We start from the raw sequence: 18,556 nt of genomic DNA on the forward strand, positions 1-18,556 counted from the left end.
TAACTGCGGAGGGATTCAATAAAGTTATAAAAGAAGGCGGATAGCGAATCCTCGTTTCGCTCAATCCGAATAGGCGTAACGTCAGTCTCTTATTTCGGCTTTTCGTCCGGATTCGCGGCGGATAGCGTATTCTCGTTTCGCTTAACCGAAATAGGCGTAACGTCAGTCCGTTATTTCGGCTTTCCTGCCGGATTCGCGGCGGATAGTGAATCCACGTTACGCTTAACTGAAATAGGCGTAACGTCAGTCTCTTATTTCGGCTTTCCGGCCGGATTCGCGGCGGATAGCGTATTCTCGTTTCGCTCAAACGAAATAGGCGTAACGGCATTTCCTTATTTCGGCATTTCAGCCCATTTGGAGGCGGATAGCGAATCCACGTTTCGCTCAACTGAAATAGGCGTAACGTCAGTCCTTTATTTCGGCTTTCCGACCCGATTCGCGGCGGATAGCGAATCCACGTTACGCTCAACTGAAATAGGCGTAACGGCATTCCGTTATTTCGGCTTTCCGACCCGATTCGCGGCGGATAGCGAATCCTCGTTTCGCTCAACTGAAATAGGCGTAACGGCAATCCTTTATTTCGGCATTCCGGCCGGATTCGCGGCGGATAGCGAATCCTCGTTTCGCTCAACTGAAATAGGCGTAACGACATTCCCTTATTTCGGCTTTCCGACCCGATTCGCGGCGGATAGCGTATTCTCGTTACGCTCAAACGAAATAGGCGTAACGCCATTCCCTTATTTCGGCTTTTCGTCCGGATTCGCGGCGGATAGCGAATCCTCGTTACGCTCAACCGAAATAGGCGTAACGTCAGTCCGTTATTTCGGCTTTCCGGCCAGATTCGCGGCGGATAGCGAATCCACGTTTCGCCTAGTCGGCCGCAGTGTAACGACGATTCCCTATTGGCCAGTTTTGAGGCTGGTTTCAAGAATATAAAAAACACGCCCAAAAGCAGGCGTGTTTTAAAGGTATTAAAATCTATTTAGGCTGGTACAAATCCATTAGCGGCTTAGTAATAATCATGTTAATTTCTTCAATGATTTGGCTCATGCGCTGCTCGTGAGCCATGAGTTGACTAATAAGCGGCTGTTGCTGAAGCATCTGAAGCTGACTTTGAGCATTTTGTGCCTCTTGCTGGGTAATCGGTTGCCCCATTTGCTGTTTTTGCTGAAGTTGAAGCTGGAACTGTCTAAACGAGTCAAACATCCGCTTAGCGTCGGGATCTGATTCAACTGCTTGATAGGCCTTTTTTAACGAAGTGAATTCATCACTAACACGTATTGATTTTTCTAATTCATGAGCCTGTTCCTGTAAGTTCACCTAATCCCTCCAATGTTTATCATAACTATATATCTTAGTGTAGCAAACTATTCAGAGATAACAAACCGATCGATCTTTTTTTAGCATATTGGCTTTTGCCAGGTTTACACGATGGCCCCCCTCTTAGTCATCAGCTTAAAATATGCATGATGACAGCCTGAACGACTCCGATTATCCCACCTAATAATGCCCCTAAATACGTGATCATTTTAAATTCTCTCTTAGATATCATTAAAATGACGCTTTCTAATTTTTGCATAGAGAAAGCACGTACCTGATCACTCACTAATTGGTCAATCTCTAAGGATTTTAATAAATGGGCGGCTTCTGAGGAGGCTTTTGTTAATAAAAGGGAGACAAGAGAAGGAAGGAGACATTCTGTAATAGGCCGTTGCCAGTCAACCAAAGTGGAACCGGGATTTTCAACCCAGTCGCGCAATGGGGAGTGATCGATTAGTGTTTGGGCGAGCTCTGAGGCTTGATTAGTGAATTGAAATTTTGTATTTAGTTCATCTAAGGTCAATCCTTCTAGCTTGCTCCACTCTTTTTCTAAAAAAGAATAAATGGCGGTTTGGGTCGTCGGACATTCCATAAATTTAATGAGATCGGGATACAGTAAGTCCATTAAACTTTGATTCCCTAAGAACATGTTCAGCATACTGCCGAGCATTCCCCGTCCTTCGAAGAATTGGTCTAATTGCTGCTTCATCACCTCCTTAGTGGCGTCCTGATGAAGCATCTCGCAAATCGAATCAGCTATATGCCGAGATACTTCAGGTAAAGAGGTCACAATTTTCGCCTTGAGGTCTTCCGGCATTAAGTCCCCCAACTTCTTCTCCTTGTGAGCTTCAACGGTTTCCCTAATCCATGTTTGGACCCGTTGTACCAGTTCCTTTTGAAAATGGCCTGAAATCCCCTCAACATCAACATAAGTCAAGAGGTCCTCTTTGGTTGGCCTTTTTTCCATTAGATACCGTTCAATTTGTGCTTTGAGATTAGTAAGGATAACCGTTTTGAACCGTTCATCTAAGAAACGTTTTTCTAATGCCTCCGCTGTAATCAAATGCTCCATTACCAGATTGCCAAGCTGGTAAGCGATCTCTTCATGACGCTTTGGGATAACCCCAGGAGTGAAAGGAACCCTTAACTTCCCGATATAAAAAGCTCGATAGGGACGAAACAGCATCTTAATAGCAAGATGATTCGTCATTCCTCCAATGAAGGCCCCCACAATAGCAAGCAGTAAAAAAGTATCAATAAAAGGTAACATCTCAAGGTCCCTCACTTTCTTAGACTCACATTATTAAATGAATGCCCATAAACTATGGCTAACCCCAAAGGATCGATATGGAGGAGATGACGCTTGACCAAACACTGGTTCACCTCTGTGATGAAGGAGAAGAGTCAATCCATTAGAGTCCCGACTAACTTTGCTGCAACAGACATACATTATGTTCAATTTGGACGAAAAGTGCTTCCTTGCGACATTTTATTGAGTGATGGAACCGAATTCCAAATTAGTGAAGACTTGTGGGAGCTTTTAAGAATCCCCCGCCAAACCCAATTCCGCTATGTTCAGGAGGACTCAACCCTTCGACTATTGCCGTTAATTGGTCTTTTTACCCCTCATTTGCAGAGAGGGGCTAAGGAACCTCTAGGAACGGAAACGGCTATTCAACAAAAATGGCTTAAGATGACACAAGACTTAGGCGGTGTGGCTTTTTTGTTTGATGGAAAACACATTAATTTTAATGAAGGAACGCTTGAAGGTTGGGTCCTTGCAGATGGCGAATGGAAGAAGATGGAACTTCCTCTCCCTGATGTCGTTTACGACCGGACACCCAATCGCTACATGGAACGCCATCCTCTTGTTAAGGAAATCCGATCCTTATTCGAACAAGACTATGACATTCCATGGTTTAATCAAGGTTTCTTTGATAAATGGACCACATACACCCTTTTAGAAAAGGCGTCTGATGGTTTAGATTACCTGCCTGAAACGCGTGTCTACAACAAACCTAACTTTATTAAAATGTTGGAGAACCATGATTTTCTCTATCTAAAACCTCGAAACAAAAGTAAAGGCGCCGGTATTATCAGCATTGAAGCGAATGAAAGCGGCTATTTGATTAAGTCCTATCACCATCAGCAGTTAAAGAAACAGAAGGTCCAAACGAAAAGGGACTTATGGCAAACCATTCATCAACTCATTAAAAAACCAGATAAATATATCATTCAAAAAGGGATTAGACTCATTCTCTACCAAAATCACCCCGTTGACTTCCGCATTCACACGAACAAGGATCGAAATGGCCGCTGGCAACTGTCCGCTATTGCCGGAAAACGAGCAGGAGCCGAGCAGCTCACCACCCATCTTACTTATGGCGGAAAAGTCATTCCTTTGACCAAGCTGTTTAATCAAGAACAACTGAACGAGTCGTTCGAGCAGCTTAAAACGGCTGCTCTTCGACTGAGTGAAGCACTCTCAAGGCAAATGGATGAGAAACTAGGTGAACTTGGCTTTGACCTTGGAATCGATCAAACAGGACAAATATGGCTATTTGAGGTCAATGCCAAACCCCGTCATCACATCTTTTTATCACCCAGTATTCGCCATCAGCTTAAAGGCGTCCATCAATATTGGCTTGATTACTCTCAGTTTTTAGCGGAGTATCGAACAGAAATGAGCCTTTTAATGCAAAATTTTGAATGGTTTATAAATGTATATGATATGTTATAGTAAACATCGACTATAAAAAAAGGAGTTGGTCGTCCATGTTTACTCATTTTACATATCAGCCATTCATTGCTTCTGAATCAAGAAGACGGGAGTACCAATTTTCGTTTTATTATAAAGGAACCTATTTTCAAGGCATTTACCATTTTGATGGATCGATTGATTGGCAAAACGAGCCTGATGAAGCGGACAAAAAGGCCCTAATAAGTCAAATTCATGAATTGATGCTATACCATGTCTATGAATAGAGACAGCACCCATCCTTTACATGAATCGGCTGCGGACCGTGCAAACTAGGTTCAAGGGGGTGTGTTGCCATGGGCAAAAAACCATTAGTTAAGCCCGATATTGAACATGAAGGCCGTGCCGAGTATTACTTGGATGTCGATCGGATGATGAACGAAGGGATGGCTGGAGGTACCGTTAACTGGGAACACGACCATCCATCCGTCGATTTCTATCATGACGTTGTCCAACTCGAAACGAAACCGCGTGAAACTTAAACCGTCCCCTTGCCTCGAGTCTTTCACAGGACTCGAGGTTTTTTTGGCCTTATTTTTTCATGATATAATGGAGTTATCTAAAAAAAGGCCTAGGAGTTTAAAATGAAAGAGTTAAAAGCAATATTCGGACAAGCATTTATATATGAAGGGGAAGAAGCTGCTTCACCTCAAGATTTTTATTGGTTTCGTTCTTCATCAGGGCGTTCCTTTGGGATAAGAAAATCGGGGATTACAGATAAGGAACTGCAACTCTTAAAACTTCAATACCCTGTTTTGGATCAGCCGATTCGTCCTCTTTCAGATTCTCAAAAGGCTTGGATGGCTCTTCTTTACGAGGGGAAAACGCAACTTCCAATTGATTTAAAGGATGCTCTTACACAATTGATTTGGATTCGTTTTAAATCTTCTTTGACCGATCAGGAATCATTTGAAGAGGCTATATCCGGTTATTTCCCAGGGCATGTCACCATTCTCTGGCCTGACCCACAATTAGCGGTTCTTGTTACCCGCCTCAACCCTTCAGAGCTTGCAAGCGGTGAAGAGCTAATTGAACAGATCAACTCGGATTTCCTTGTCAGCGCACGGCTTCTTTTCGGCACGCCTTTTAAACACCATCAAATTGCCCCAACTCTTTTTCAGAAAGAGAAGAAAGCATTCGAAACGGTTCAACAAATACTGCCCGACAAATATGTCTTTCATTATACGGAGGTTGTTCCTTATCTATTAAAGGAGGAGCCTGTCACATCACTTACGATTTTTTTCACGACTTTAACGGCTTACTTAAAAGAAGATCCTGACAGCCGCCTGCAATTAGAGGCCCTGTTCAGCCATGACCTTAATCTGTCAACAACGGCCAAGGCCCTTTTTATGCATCGTAATAGTTTGCACTATCGCCTCGACAAATTTAAAGAGAATACAGGCTTGGACCCGCGCCTTTTCCGCGATGCTTTTTTCATACGGCTAGGTCTTTTAAACGAATTGAGCTGAAAAAGTCAGCCTTGTCCTAGTTTTCATAAAACTGACAAGAAACCGCTTTATTTTTGTGCAAATTGACAGCCCATGAAAAGGCTTTCTTACTATACAATAAAGACAAGAACTTATATTGATAGTGGGAGGCTTCAAAAATGGCTAATATTTCAATGAAACACATCAACAAGCGTTATGAAAATAGTGATTCCAACTCTGTAAACGATTTTAACCTTGAAATTCAAGATAAAGAATTTATTGTCTTTGTTGGTCCATCTGGCTGTGGTAAATCCACAACCCTTCGTATGATTGCTGGCCTTGAAGACATTACGGAAGGCGATCTTTATATCGGTGAGCGCAAAGTAAATGACGTCGCTCCTAAAGACCGCGACATTGCAATGGTATTCCAAAACTATGCGCTTTATCCACATATGAACGTTTATGATAACATGGCATTTGGACTTAAGCTTCGCAAGTTCAAAAAAGATGAGATTGAGCGTCGTGTTAAAGATGCAGCCCGCATTCTCGGCCTTGAACAATACTTAGATCGTAAGCCAAAAGCATTATCTGGCGGTCAGCGTCAGCGTGTTGCCCTTGGCCGTGCGATTGTCCGTGACCCTCAAGTATTCTTGATGGACGAACCTTTATCTAACCTTGATGCTAAGCTTCGTGTACAAATGCGTGCTGAAATTACCAAGCTTCACCAACGTCTGCAAACCACAACCATTTACGTTACACACGACCAAACGGAAGCCATGACTATGGCTACTCGAATTGTTGTTATGAAAGATGGCGTGATTCAGCAAGTTGGTTCACCAAAAGAAGTCTATGACCTTCCACAAAACATCTTTGTAGGCGGATTTATCGGTTCACCTGCCATGAACTTCTTAAACGTGAAACTTGAAGACGGTTATGCCGTTCTTGGTCAGCACAAAATTAAAGTGCCTGAAGGTAAAATGAAGGTGCTTCGTGACCAAGGCTATGTAAACAAAGATGTGGTTCTCGGAGTTCGCCCTGAAGACTTCCATGATGAGCCGATCTTCATCGAAAGCTCTAAAGAAACTTCTTTTGAAACGACAATTGATGTTGCCGAATTAATGGGTGCTGAAAGCTTCCTCTATTCGATACTCGATGGTCAAAATTTTGTCGCTCGTGTTGACGCTCGTAATGAAGTCAGAAACGGACAAAAACTCACCCTCGCCATGGATATGAACAAAGCCCATTTCTTTGACAAAGACACTGAACTTCGCATTCATTAATAAAGAAAAAAAACGGCCGCACATCATGTGCGGCCGTTTTTTTGGGGACAGACCTCCTCCGGCAGTGGCACTTTCAGTAGAGGTTCGTCCCCAACCAAAAAGAATAGGAGAAGCCCGAAAGCTTCTCCCTAGCCAATTAATGATTTACTTGCTGTAACCGCCTAACTGCTGTTGTGCAGTGGCAACAAGTCGTTTTGTGATTTCGCCACCAACAGAGCCGTTAGCTCTAGAAGTTGTATCAGCTCCTAGATTTACACCAAACTCTTGAGCGATTTCTTGTTTCATTTGATCAAGAGCTTGTTCGACTCCTGGTACAAGCAATTGGTTACTGTTGTTAGCCATCAGTGTCACCTCCCTTGTACATGAATTATCTTGTGCATTTGGGAGGTGGTTCATGCAGAAAATAAGTTGGGAATTTCTTCAATTGATGGAAAAATGGAAGTGACTAAGTGGGGACAGACCTCTCATCCTGAGAGGTCTGCCCCATTTAGAATTAGTTGGTTTTTAAATCTTCAATAGAATCGATGTTGACATAATCAGGAACGACGAGTCCGAGCTTTGTTCCTTTAAGGTTAGTAGCCAAGTCGGTCACTTGATTCTTAAACTGTTTCATATAGGAAGCATGGGTCGTTGGGAGCCAAGCACAAAGCATAGCATCGGCACTCCCTTTAGCAACAGCCGCCCACATTGCACCTGCTTGAAGCTGCTGAAGCTCAACTTTATAACCTTCGTCTTCAAGAACGGTCTTGACAACATTGTTACTTGCAATGGCGGAATCCCAGGCAACATAGGCTAATTTAATGGTCCCACTGCCTTTTGTTGCACCAGCTGTCCATTTCTTAACAACATCTGGATTTGCTTTAACCCATTTCTCTGCGGCTTTTGCTGGATCTGTCCCATTACTAATATCGAGCATTACAGATCCCATCTGGTCCGGTGTCCAGTTAAATTGCTTAAGAATTTTAGCTGCGTTCGGATGCTCTGAAACAAATCCTTTTGTTACAACGGTATGAATTTCTTCTGATTTACCAAAAACACCTTTAGGATCCTTAAGATATTTTAGTTTATATTTGGCAAACATCCAGTGCGGCGACCAGCCGGTTATAATGATTGGTTTCTTCTCTTTGATCGCCTTCGTTAACGCAGCTGTCATCGTCGCATCTGAGCCAGATTGAAGAGTCCAATTTGAAAGACCATATTGGTCAATGGCATCTTGGGCCATTTTCATTTCTCCTGCCCCGGCATCAATTCCCGTAATCGTGTAATTCACTTCTTTTCCCAAACTCGAACTGCTGCTCTTTGAATCCGCAGAACTCGTACCGCTGGCGGACTGACTGCTAGACCCGCAGCCTGTTAACACAAACCCAATCATACAAACCAAACCTAAAAACAATATGCTAAGTTTTTTCACGCTGTTTCTCCTCCTCAATTATTTTTTCTTACGTGTATTTTGTGAAATCCGATCTAATACAATCGCTATAATCACGATGGCAAGACCTGATTCAGCACCAATATCAATTCTCAACTGTTGAACTGCCAAATTAACGTCTGCTCCGAGCCCAGGCGCTCCAACCATTGAGGCAATAACAACCATTGACAAGGCGAGCATGATACTTTGGTTAATACCTGCCATAATTGTTGGTAAGGAAAGAGGCAATTGAACTTTGAAAAGCTTTTGCCAAGTTGTTGAACCAAATGCATTGGAGGCTTCGATTAAATCCTCTGGTACTTGACGAATCCCAAGGCCTGCTAATCGAATGGTAGGAGGCATAGCAAATACCACTGTCGACACGACCCCCGGTGCCATGCCTGTCCCAAATAAGAAAATCGTTGGGATTAAATAGACAAAGGCAGGCATTGTTTGCATAAAGTCTAAGAAAGGAGTAATGATTTGCCGTGCTTTATTATTCAAACCAACCCATACCCCTAGCGGAACTCCAATAATAATGGAAATAATAACGGCTGTTAGGACAAGGGCAATGGACTGAAGCGCATGTTCCCAATAGCCTAGGTTGAAAATAAGCCAAAGCCCTACAAGAGAGAAAATGGCAACTCCCCATCCGCTTCGCCAAAAGGCAATAGCCGCCACAATAATAATAAAAATAAACGGGTTAATCGAGCTGAATAGGGTCACAAGAAAACTGACAAAATGGGTAATTCCATTTGCTATTCCGGTGAAAAAGGGTTCAAAATGATTTACAATAAAATTGATAAAGGCTTCTACCCATTTGCCAATTGGGATTTTTGGAATGAAATGATGATAAGAGTCATTCATGATGTCACCTCCTCATTCAGTGCGTCGCTTGAGTGAGCCATGACATCAATAATGGCACTTTTCCCTACAATCCCGAGAAGTCTGCCTTCTTCTGTCGTAACAGCCACCGGAACAGGTGATGCCGCAATGACGTCAAACATATCACTTAAGAGCGTGTCCGGTCTTACCGAATGAATCGGTTTAACCAGATCTTTCAACTGTCCGTCTTTATCCATTGCTTTCGCCGCATCTTCAAAATAGATAATTCCGAGAAGATGTTTGTTTTTATCAATGGCATAGACGGTCGAAACACCGGCATCCTTCATGAGTCTTGCCGCCACATTTGGTCCTCGACTTATTTCTACCGTTTCAGGACGCTTCATCACATTTTGGGCTGTAAATACTTTCGTTACATTGACGTCTTCAATAAACTGTTTTACATAATCGTCTGCAGGATTCCTTAGAATATCTTCAGGAGTTCCGATTTGAACAATAACGCCATCCTTCATCAAAGCGATTCGGTCTCCAATTCGAAGGGCTTCATCTAAGTCATGTGTAATGAAAACAATGGTTTTTTTCATCTTCCCTTGCAGTTCCAAAAGTTCATCCTGCATGTCTTTACGAATAAGAGGATCCAATGCACTAAAGGCTTCGTCCATAAAAAGAACATCGGTATTGTTGGCTAATGCCCGGGCAAGACCCACGCGCTGCTGCATCCCACCGCTCAATTCATTTGGCTTCATCGCTTCATAGCCTTGTAGGCCGACAAGCTCAAGAGCAGCCATCGCTTTTTCACGACGTTCTTTCTTTGGCATTCCTTGGATTTCAAGCCCATATTCCGTATTCTCAACGATTGTCCGATGTGGGAATAAGGCAAAGCGCTGAAACACCATACTCATTTTCTTTCTTCTTACTTGACGGAGTGCTTCTTTTCCCATTTTCGTAATATCCTCTCCGTCAATTAAAACCGAACCGGCCGTCGGTTCAATCAGTCGATTCAGCAGGCGTATAAGTGTCGATTTCCCACTTCCCGATAATCCCATGATGACAAATATTTCCCCATCTTGGATATCAAAGCTTGCTTGATTGACCCCCACGGTCATTCCGGTTTTTTCAAGTATGTCCTTTTTGGAATGTCCTTTATTTAAATAATCTAATGCTTGTTTCGGTTGTTTCCCAAAAACTTTAGTCACTTGTCGGACTTCAATTTTATTCAAACCGTCACCTCATTTCTCTTTATAAGGGCGAGTGGCACTTCCTCCTTTAACTGGGAGCAAAAAAATGTTTGTATTAGCAGAAGGTCAGCCGGTCTCTCGCTGGCTCCTTAATTAATTCTAAAGTAATTCGTTTATTTCAAACAAACCGTATATACAATCAAAACAGCTCATATAGTTTGTAAAGTTAAAACTGAACAAACTAAATAGATGCCATTCTTAGAAATCCTACCGAATCCTCCCATTTACTGCTAAACTTGACAATTCATGTTCAATAGATAATAAGTTATGATAGAACTAAGACAAAAGAATTTAGAATAGGTGTTGATTATGTCAAATTCATCACAATCAAAAATCGATGAACAAATTGACCGGGCTCGTGAGCGAGTTATTGAAACCATTTCACAAAACATGCATTTATATGGCGTTACACCTTCTATTGGAAGATTGTATGGCATCCTTTTCTTTAATGAGGAACCCCTAACGCTTGATAATATGAAGGAAGAACTCAAAATGAGTAAGACAAGCATGAGTACTTCTGTTCGAACGCTGACCGATCTGAATATGGTTGAAAAAGTGTGGCGCAAAGGGGAACGAAAGGATTTGTATACCGCTAAGAAAGACTGGTATGACATTTTCATTCATTATTTTTCTAACGAATGGAGAAAAGTGGTTCAAATTAACGTGAGCGCCATCAACGAATCATTGAATGAGCTTGACTCTCTTTTAACAAATGAGGATTTGTTGACCGACCAACAGCGTGATGTCATTTCAAAGGATCGTGAAAAGCTTCTTTATTCTAAAGAGTATTATGAATGGTTAACTCGTTTATTCGATTTCTTTGAGTCAGATGAAATATTTAAGGCTGTTCAACGTTTAGATCAAGAAAAAAAGAATTAACCGCTAATGAAAGGAAAAGCTCAAGTTTTCGCTTTTAGGCGAATGCTTGAGCTTTTCCTTTAGGTTTTGATGAAGCGTTCTTCCCATCTAACACGAAACTGAAGACATTCCCCCAAAGCCCTCATAAGCGTTACAGGGGTTCCTTCTTTTTCATGCAGGCACGAATGACGACATGATCCATCAGCATCTGTTTAATTTCTAAACAATCAGCAGATGCCACCTGTACAAAGACTGGCAGCAGGACCTCCTCTACTTCCCGCAAATGCTCTATAGACTATTTGCTGTCCGCAACTCCTAGCTTGGTTAACTTTAAGAACTACAACAAGTGCATAATGTTGGTGATGGAACAATGAGATCAGTGCTTCATGTCTTTTTACTAACCTTTAACAATAGGATTCTCTATTGGAAGAGATCATTTTTTGTTCAATACCTTAAAAGCCTAGTGTCCTTCTATTCATCTTATTGAAACGCGAGAACCGTCCCCGTGTCTCATTCGTGTCTCAGTGTCTCATTCCCGTGTCTCATTTTAACGTTTGTTTCAATCCTTCAAGGTCTATTATTTTTATTTTTCTTTTGTTTATTTCAAGCAGGCCCTCTTTTTTGAATTGATTAAATATTCTATTAATCGTTTCGCGTGAAGACCCGACCATATTTGCAAAATCCTGATTCGTAATGGGGGCATTAAGTATGAGCATTCCATCTTCACTTCGATCACTTTCACTGGCTAACCTTATTAGTGTATTAACTGTACGATGGTAAACATCGTCAGAAATAAGTTCTTGAATCCGTTGAGTGAGTGCTTGAATCTTTTGCCCTAAGATTTTCATCACCTTTAGGGCAATTCCAGGTCTTTCTATTAATAGCGCATTGAACTCTTCAATTTGTATCATCACTAACTGTGCTTTTACAACAGCCTCAGCTGTTGCCGGATAGGGACTGTCATCAAAAAATCCCACATGTGGAAACATGTCTCCGGGATATAAAAGAGAGATCAATTGCTCCTTTCCATTTGAATCCAGCTTAAATGTTTTAATGGTCCCTTTTTGAATGAAATAGACCGCTTCCCTTTTCTCGCCTTCCATAAATATATAACTTTTCTTCTCATAATCGCGAAGGATTGAAATGGTCTCAACTTGTGCTAGTTCATAGGTAGTTAATTCCGAGAAAATGGGAATTGATTTTAGTAAGGCTGTTTGATCGCTCACATCTTACCTCCTCCTCAAGTAAAAGTAGGAATACCTTATATTAATTCATTATTTTTTATCTGCCTTGGAAAAAATCTCTATTTAATTGAATATACTTCTCTTCCTCACCTGGAACTTCTTCTTCTGGATAAATGGCTTCAACAGGGCAGACTGCCTCACACGCTCCACAATCTATACAAATTTCTGGGTCAATGTAATACATATCCTTGCCTTCTTCTATACAATCAACAGGGCAAACCTGGACACATTCAGCTGCCTTTTCTCCAATACATGGTGAAGTAATAACAAAAGCCAATTTGCAATTCCTCCTTACTATTATTAATTTTATCTCCCCTTACTTCAGCTTCTTAATTGCAACTCTCCAAATTTCCGGACCTTCTTCAAGATATTCCCACTCGAAAGCACCTGGTCTTTCAATCTTAAATTCGTAAAAAAGCGGTTTGGGGTTGTGATCATGTATCAATTCCATATATGTTCCTGGATTCAATGCCTCAAATGTTTCCAATATCATTCGATGTTTATCTCTTGAAGGATAATCAGGGGCATTTACTCGAGCTGTAAAGATAGGCTCAACCAAAATATCACTTCCTATAAGAAAAATCTAATCAGTATTTCTACTGATTGCTTTTATTAAAAGTACACCTTTAGCCTAAGTTACTTGATTGACCTTGTCTGTGATAGAAATCACGTTTCCTAATAAACCCTCTTGAAGCTCAAGAACACCATTAGAGTCAGGAAAATAATGAACTAACCATTTCCTTTCATTAGAAAATGATCGGTGAACTCACCGATTAAAATGTGTCACTTCTATTATCTGCACTAGTTTTTTTAGAAAAGTGAACAAAAAGTGACAGACCGTATGTCGAAATATGAACGGTCTGTGAACTTTACATTAATTGTGATCTATATCACACAGAGCCAAGCTTGAAAGTTCGTAAAATGGGGAGGCAGGAAAAGGGTAAGTAAGAAGGATTGTCAGATAGAAACTATCCGTACCATCCAATACCTTTTTCAAATCACCTAAACAAGAAGGGGGAAATTGTAATGCCAAAGACATTCCGTCGTGGGATCCTTGGCGTGCTTTTCACGGCTCTAAGTCTTTTCCTATTATCGGGCTGCAGTTCAAAATATCCAGTCCTTGATCCTGCCGGTCCTGTCGCTAAAGAAGAGCTTCATCTCATTGAATTATCTGCTTTGCTCTGTTTAATTGTCGTTTTACCGGTCATTATTCTCTTATTTGTCATTATCGCCAAATACCGAGATCGCCCTAATCGGAAAGCAAAGTATCAACCTGAATGGGCAGAAAGTGCTAAGCTCGAGTTAATTTGGTGGTCCATTCCAATTATTATCATTATCATTCTTGGTACTTTTACAGCACGTTCTATCTTTCATTTGCAACAACCAGTAACTTCTGCAAGCGATGGAACAAAGGCTAAGGCACCAATAACAATTGAAGTGACATCAATGGCATGGAAATGGGTCTTTATGTACCCTGGGCAAGGTGTTGCTACGGTTAATACGCTGGAGATCCCGACTGATCGTCCTGTTCAATTTGTATTAACAACTGATGGACCAATGAACACATTATGGATCCCAAGCCTTGGCGGGCAGGAAATGACGATGCCTGGTATGGCTATGCGTTTATGGCTTCAAGCCGATAAAGCAGGTACTTATATTGGTAAAGGCGGGAACTTCTCTGGAAAAGGCTTTGCCGATATGTCCTTTAAAGTTCACGCAGTTAGTCAAAATGATTTTGACAAATGGGTATCTAATGTCAAAAATTCTTCACCCAAAATGACTACGTCCACTTATAACAAATTAACGAAGCATAATGTTGTCGGTGTTTCGACTTATTCATCGTATCCAAAATCAATCTACACGAAAACGATTGAGGAGTATGGCGGAAAAGACATGAAAGACTGGATGATTAATGGAACAGACCCGTCTTCAATGCCAAGTATGTCCGGCAACTCTGGAATGTAAGTTTTTATTTATTTTTTCCACTTAACTATAAGGAGGATTCATATGTCTAGTCTTGAGGACTTCGCCTCACACTTTTTTGTGACCGGTGAACCTATGATTTATATGGCAGATGTCGCAATTGTTCTTGTTACGCTTGGCATCATTTTCACGCTTACCTTCCTAAAAAAATGGAAATGGTTATGGCGTGAATGGATTACAACAGTTGACCATAAAAAAATTGGGATTATGTATTTGATTTGCGCACTTTTAATGTTCTTTAGAGGTGGGATGGATGCCCTTCTTATGAGAACGCAATTAGCTTTACCAGATCTTAAGTTTCTAGATCCACAACACTATGATGAAATTTTTACAACTCATGGTACAATCATGATTCTTTTCATGGCGATGCCATTCATTTTTTCCGTATTCAATATTGCTGTTCCGCTTCAAATTGGAGCACGTGACGTCGCATTTCCTTATTTAAATGCCGTCAGTTTTTGGTTGTTCTTCTTCGGTGCTATGCTCTTTAACCTATCCTTCGTAATTGGAGGTTCACCAGATGCCGGCTGGATCAGCTATCCACCGTTAACTGAATTAGGCTTTGACCCAGGCCCTGGTGAAAATTACTATTTACTAGCTATTTCAATTTCAGGAATAGGCAGTATTGCAACTGGTATTAACTTTATTGTCACCATTTTAAAAATGCGTGCACCTGGCATGTCTCTGATGAAAATGCCGCTCTTTAGCTGGTCTGTTCTGTCAGCAAGTATCGTTGTTATCTTTGCTTTCCCTGCATTAACAATTGCCTTGGCTCTCTTATTATTTGATCGTTTGTTTGGAACCCATTTCTTTACAATGACCCACGGCGGAAGTCCAATGATGTTCGTTAACCTGTTCTGGCTATGGGGGCATCCTGAGGTTTACATTGTAGTTCTGCCTGCTTTTGGTATTTACTCTGAGGTCGTTGCCGCTTTCTCGAAAAAACGAGTATTTGGTTACGCATCAATGGTCACATCACTCATGATCATTGCAGTAATTAACTATCTCGTTTGGGCTCACCACTTCTTTATCATGGGGGCAGGTGCTGGGGTTAACACTTATTTTGCCATCGCATCTATGATTATTGCGATTCCAACTGGTGTTAAAATCTTCAACTGGTTATTTACTATGTACCGAGGAAAAATCCAGTTTACACTTCCAATGCTATGGACGATTGCTTTTATTCCGTGTTTCGCGATTGGCGGTTCTACTGGAGTTATGCTTGCAACGGTTCCAGCTGATTATCAGGAACATAATAGTTACTTTATGATTGCTCACTTCCACAACGTTTTAATCGGTGGAACAGTCTTTGGTCTCATTGCTGGTATGTATTATTGGTGGCCTAAAATGTTTGGCCATAAATTAAATCATACCTTAGGTGTTTGGGCTTTCTGGTTATTCCAAATCGGTTTCTATGTCTGTTTCTTCCCTCAATATGTGCTTGGATTCATGGGAATGACACGCCGCGTGTTTACGTACTCTGCTAACGCTGGTTGGACGAGTTTGAACTTTATCTCATCCATTGGTGCCTATGCAATGGGTCTTGGGTTTATTTTCATTGTGGTTCAGGTGCTTTACAGCATTAAACATGGTGAAAGAGATACAACTGGAGATGCTTGGGGGGTTGGACGTACACTTGAATGGGCGATTCCTTCACCAGCACCGCATTATAACTTTGCTCATACTCCAGAAGTACGTGATCGCGATGAGTTTTGGTATATGAAGGAACGCGGTGAATCACTTGCTGAACTTAACAAAACAAAAGTATTCAAACCCATTCATATGCCTAAGAATTCAGCAAAACCGTTTATGATGTCTCTCTTCTTCTTTATCTCGGGATTCGGATTTGTATTTACTTGGTACGTGATCGGATTTGCTGGTTTAATCGGGGTCTTTGTATGCATGTGGCTGCGTTCACAAGATCAACATACAGACTATTACATCCCTGTTGATGAAATCAAAAAAACCGAAGCATCTTACGGAAGGTATATAGGGGAGGTTATCGGAAAATGAGTTCAATTTCAGAAAAGGGAACGCATGGCAATGACCATGCCCTTCCCCTTGAATATTCAACCGAAACGGGCCGTTTAAATATTTTAGGCTTTTGGATTTTTCTTGCCACTGACCTTATTCTTTTTGCCTGTTTGTTTGCAACCTATATAATACTCAGTCACCACACCGACGGCGGTCCGACAGGTAATCAATTGTTTGAAGTAAAAGGCTTTATGGTTGAAACAATTGCTCTCTTAACCAGCAGTTTTACAGGAAGTCTATCCATTTTTGCGATGAGAAATAATAACAAATCACGGATGGTTGGCTGGATGATTGTCACCCTCCTTCTCGGTATCGTATTCGTTGGTTATGAAATGAGCGAATTTGTTCATTATGCATCCATTGGTGCCACCATGCAGCGCAGTGCTTTTCTTTCAGCTTTCTTTACATTAGTTGGGACACATGGTTGCCACGTCACACTCGGTATATTTTGGATGTTCTCTATCCTAACTCAAGTCATCCGTTTTGGCATTAATAAGGATACCGCTCGTAAAGCCTTTATTGTAGGGATTTACTGGCACTTCCTTGATATTGTTTGGGTCTTCATCTTTACAGTGGTTTATATGACAGGGGTGATTTCATAATGAGTCAAACTAAATCTAATCCGACCCACACACCTATGATTCCTATGAAAAATCTTGTTGGATTCATTCTTTCTCTAATTTTAACCTTTGCGGCCCTTTGGCTGGGATTATCAGGCGTTCTTTCATTTGCAGCCGTTATAATCATTCTATTAATCCTTGCCTGTTTACAAATTGCAGTTCAACTCTACTTCTTTATGCATTTTTCGGAATCGGATGGGCCAAAATATCATATTATTGGACTTTCTCTTGGTCTCTTTTTCGCTTTCTGCGTCATTGCAGGATCGATTTGGATTATGACCTTTAATGCTCAGGTTCAATAAGAAAGGAGTAAGAGATGTCATCCATTGAACTTGCCCTATCCCGTTCGTCGGTCATAGATCGATTCAAAGGCTATGTTATTTTAACCAAACCGAGAATTAATGCCCTATTACTCTTTACCGCCTACTCTGCAGCGATTGTTGCTGCAGGTGGGTTTCCTAGTTTAAAAACAACCTTTGTTCTGCTCATTGGTCTTGCTTTATCTGGCGGCGGTGCTGCTGCCTTTAACATGTGGTACGACAAAGATATTGATCAAGTGATGTCCCGTACACAAAACCGACCGATTCAGCAAGGCTTAATGACCGCGAATCAAGCCCTTGCCTTTGCTCTATTACTAGGTGCCGCCTCTTTCTTTGTGTTTTATTTTGGAGCGAACCTTTTGTCTGCGGTCTTATCTGTAGCGGGTTATGTCTATTACGCTATTGTTTATACCGTCTTATTAAAGCGCCGTACTCCGCAAAACATTGTGATCGGCGGCGGAGCGGGTGCTATCCCTCCTCTTATTGGATGGGCAGCGGTAACGGGAGATCTTAGTCTTGCAGCATGGGCCATGTTTCTAATTATCTTCTTTTGGACACCTGCTCATTTCTGGTCGCTCGCTTTGTATAAAAACAAGGATTATAAACGCGCAAATGTTCCCATGATGCCTGTTGTCAGAGGTGCACGTACCACTAAGATTCAAAGTTTTATTTACACTTTAATTTTATTGATTACCATAATTGGTCTTGCAATCGTTCATCAGTTCGGTCTTTTTTACTTCATCGCATCAAGTCTCGCTGGGCTCTCTTTCTTAGCCGTCACAGCGCGATTAATTCAAGAGCCGGATGATGAATTCACGTGGGCCAAACGCACCTTTGTTGCCTCACTTATTGTGCTTCCTCTCCTCTTCAGTTTGATGGTAGGAGCGACGCTGTGGCATGTCTTTTTTTAAGGCTCTTTTCTAAAAGAGTGTTGCTAGTTGATAAAAATAGGTGGAAATAGGCGAGACTCCTGCGGGAATAGCAAGCCAGGTGAGACCTCGCAGGCGTATTTTGCCGAGGAGGCTCACGGATTGCCCGCGGAAAGCGAGCTTATTGGAGCCTAAAAAAACAACAAGGTTTACGAAAATAACGGGTTTACCTGTGAGGTGCAAAACTCTAATTATTACCTTAAATCACACCATTATTCACAATAAAATCACAGAAAGAAAAGACTAGTAAACGTCAAAACAACCGAATCTTTTGAGATTCGGTTGTTTTACTTT

21 protein-coding genes are annotated in these 18,556 nt (G+C 41.5%); 12 read left to right on the plus strand and 9 right to left on the minus strand.

The window, feature by feature from the left end:
- Positions 1-354: 354 nt before the first annotated feature.
- The gene (locus tag PU629_RS18300; RefSeq protein ID WP_275281468.1) at positions 355-936 is read left to right on the plus strand and encodes a hypothetical protein; all 582 of its coding nucleotides are present in this window, start codon (positions 355-357) and stop codon (positions 934-936) included.
- Between the two features lie 42 nt (positions 937-978).
- On the opposite strand, the gene PU629_RS18305 is transcribed toward PU629_RS18300, so the two are convergent.
- Both PU629_RS18305 and PU629_RS18310 read right to left on the minus strand, forming a co-directional pair.
- Complete coding sequence (locus PU629_RS18305; RefSeq protein ID WP_275281469.1) at positions 979-1,320, minus strand: YlbF family regulator; 342 nt, start codon at positions 1,318-1,320, stop codon at positions 979-981.
- Between the two features lie 130 nt (positions 1,321-1,450).
- Complete coding sequence (locus PU629_RS18310) at positions 1,451-2,590, minus strand: DUF445 domain-containing protein (protein WP_275281470.1); 1,140 nt, start codon at positions 2,588-2,590, stop codon at positions 1,451-1,453.
- Between the two features lie 93 nt (positions 2,591-2,683).
- Between PU629_RS18310 and PU629_RS18315 the strand changes: the two genes are divergently transcribed.
- From PU629_RS18315 to PU629_RS18335, 5 genes are all read left to right on the plus strand, one after another.
- A complete protein-coding gene (locus tag PU629_RS18315; RefSeq protein WP_275281471.1) occupies positions 2,684-4,060 on the plus strand; it encodes a YheC/YheD family endospore coat-associated protein in 1,377 nt (458 codons plus the stop codon).
- A gap of 35 nt (positions 4,061-4,095) precedes the next feature.
- Positions 4,096-4,305: a DUF5342 family protein gene (locus tag PU629_RS18320; protein WP_275281472.1), complete on the plus strand. Its 210-nt coding sequence runs from the start codon at positions 4,096-4,098 to the stop codon at positions 4,303-4,305.
- Positions 4,306-4,374: 69 nt separating this feature from the next.
- Positions 4,375-4,560, plus strand: coding sequence for a hypothetical protein (locus PU629_RS18325; protein ID WP_275281473.1), 186 nt, complete (start codon positions 4,375-4,377; stop codon positions 4,558-4,560).
- 102 nt (positions 4,561-4,662) lie between these two features.
- Complete coding sequence (locus tag PU629_RS18330; RefSeq protein WP_275281474.1) at positions 4,663-5,547, plus strand: PucR family transcriptional regulator; 885 nt, start codon at positions 4,663-4,665, stop codon at positions 5,545-5,547.
- A gap of 137 nt (positions 5,548-5,684) precedes the next feature.
- Complete coding sequence (locus tag PU629_RS18335) at positions 5,685-6,785, plus strand: ABC transporter ATP-binding protein (RefSeq protein WP_275281475.1); 1,101 nt, start codon at positions 5,685-5,687, stop codon at positions 6,783-6,785.
- Positions 6,786-6,929: 144 nt separating this feature from the next.
- Here the strand turns inward: PU629_RS18335 and PU629_RS18340 are convergent, their stop codons facing one another.
- From PU629_RS18340 to PU629_RS18355, 4 genes are all read right to left on the minus strand, one after another.
- On the minus strand, positions 6,930-7,127 hold the full coding sequence (locus tag PU629_RS18340) for an alpha/beta-type small acid-soluble spore protein (protein ID WP_275281476.1): 198 nt from the start codon (positions 7,125-7,127) through the stop codon (positions 6,930-6,932).
- A gap of 151 nt (positions 7,128-7,278) precedes the next feature.
- Positions 7,279-8,196: a glycine betaine ABC transporter substrate-binding protein gene (locus PU629_RS18345; RefSeq protein ID WP_275281477.1), complete on the minus strand. Its 918-nt coding sequence runs from the start codon at positions 8,194-8,196 to the stop codon at positions 7,279-7,281.
- An 18-nt stretch (positions 8,197-8,214) separates the two neighbouring features.
- Positions 8,215-9,060 carry an ABC transporter permease gene (locus PU629_RS18350; RefSeq protein WP_275281478.1) on the minus strand — a complete coding sequence of 282 codons (846 nt, stop codon included), beginning with the start codon at positions 9,058-9,060 and terminating at the stop codon, positions 8,215-8,217.
- Positions 9,057-10,256, minus strand: coding sequence for a quaternary amine ABC transporter ATP-binding protein (locus tag PU629_RS18355; protein WP_275281479.1), 1,200 nt, complete (start codon positions 10,254-10,256; stop codon positions 9,057-9,059). Before PU629_RS18355 ends, PU629_RS18350 begins: the two co-directional genes overlap by 4 nt.
- A gap of 327 nt (positions 10,257-10,583) precedes the next feature.
- Here PU629_RS18355 and PU629_RS18360 point away from each other — a divergent pair, with 327 nt between their 5' ends.
- A complete protein-coding gene (locus PU629_RS18360; protein ID WP_275281480.1) occupies positions 10,584-11,153 on the plus strand; it encodes a GbsR/MarR family transcriptional regulator in 570 nt (189 codons plus the stop codon).
- Between the two features lie 521 nt (positions 11,154-11,674).
- Here PU629_RS18360 and PU629_RS18365 read toward each other — a convergent pair.
- Genes PU629_RS18365 through PU629_RS18375 form a run of 3 tightly spaced genes read right to left on the minus strand, consistent with a single transcriptional unit; the run spans position 11,675 to position 12,869 of the window.
- The gene (locus PU629_RS18365) at positions 11,675-12,358 is read right to left on the minus strand and encodes a Crp/Fnr family transcriptional regulator (RefSeq protein WP_275281481.1); all 684 of its coding nucleotides are present in this window, start codon (positions 12,356-12,358) and stop codon (positions 11,675-11,677) included.
- Between the two features lie 55 nt (positions 12,359-12,413).
- Positions 12,414-12,653 (minus strand): ferredoxin family protein, encoded by a 240-nt coding sequence (locus PU629_RS18370; RefSeq protein ID WP_275281482.1) that lies wholly within the window; start codon positions 12,651-12,653, stop codon positions 12,414-12,416.
- A gap of 39 nt (positions 12,654-12,692) precedes the next feature.
- Positions 12,693-12,869 (minus strand): DUF2249 domain-containing protein, encoded by a 177-nt coding sequence (locus PU629_RS18375; RefSeq protein ID WP_275284496.1) that lies wholly within the window; start codon positions 12,867-12,869, stop codon positions 12,693-12,695.
- A 533-nt stretch (positions 12,870-13,402) separates the two neighbouring features.
- Between PU629_RS18375 and PU629_RS18380 the strand changes: the two genes are divergently transcribed.
- The 5 genes from PU629_RS18380 to PU629_RS18400 are packed head-to-tail and all read left to right on the plus strand — an operon-like array spanning position 13,403 to position 18,244.
- Complete coding sequence (locus PU629_RS18380; protein ID WP_275281483.1) at positions 13,403-14,341, plus strand: cytochrome c oxidase subunit II; 939 nt, start codon at positions 13,403-13,405, stop codon at positions 14,339-14,341.
- Positions 14,342-14,383: 42 nt separating this feature from the next.
- Entirely contained in the window at positions 14,384-16,372 is a 1,989-nt protein-coding gene (locus PU629_RS18385; protein ID WP_275281484.1) for a cbb3-type cytochrome c oxidase subunit I, read from the plus strand.
- Complete coding sequence (gene qoxC / locus PU629_RS18390) at positions 16,369-16,995, plus strand: cytochrome aa3 quinol oxidase subunit III (protein WP_275281485.1); 627 nt, start codon at positions 16,369-16,371, stop codon at positions 16,993-16,995. The genes PU629_RS18385 and qoxC overlap by 4 nt, the downstream gene beginning before the upstream one ends.
- Positions 16,995-17,315: a cytochrome o ubiquinol oxidase subunit IV gene (locus PU629_RS18395; RefSeq protein WP_275281486.1), complete on the plus strand. Its 321-nt coding sequence runs from the start codon at positions 16,995-16,997 to the stop codon at positions 17,313-17,315. The genes qoxC and PU629_RS18395 overlap by 1 nt, the downstream gene beginning before the upstream one ends.
- A gap of 14 nt (positions 17,316-17,329) precedes the next feature.
- The gene (locus PU629_RS18400; protein ID WP_275281487.1) at positions 17,330-18,244 is read left to right on the plus strand and encodes a heme o synthase; all 915 of its coding nucleotides are present in this window, start codon (positions 17,330-17,332) and stop codon (positions 18,242-18,244) included.
- Positions 18,245-18,556 lie beyond the last annotated feature (312 nt).

The organism is Pullulanibacillus sp. KACC 23026, assembly GCF_029094525.1.
Lineage (GTDB): Bacteria > Bacillota > Bacilli > Bacillales > Sporolactobacillaceae > KACC-23026.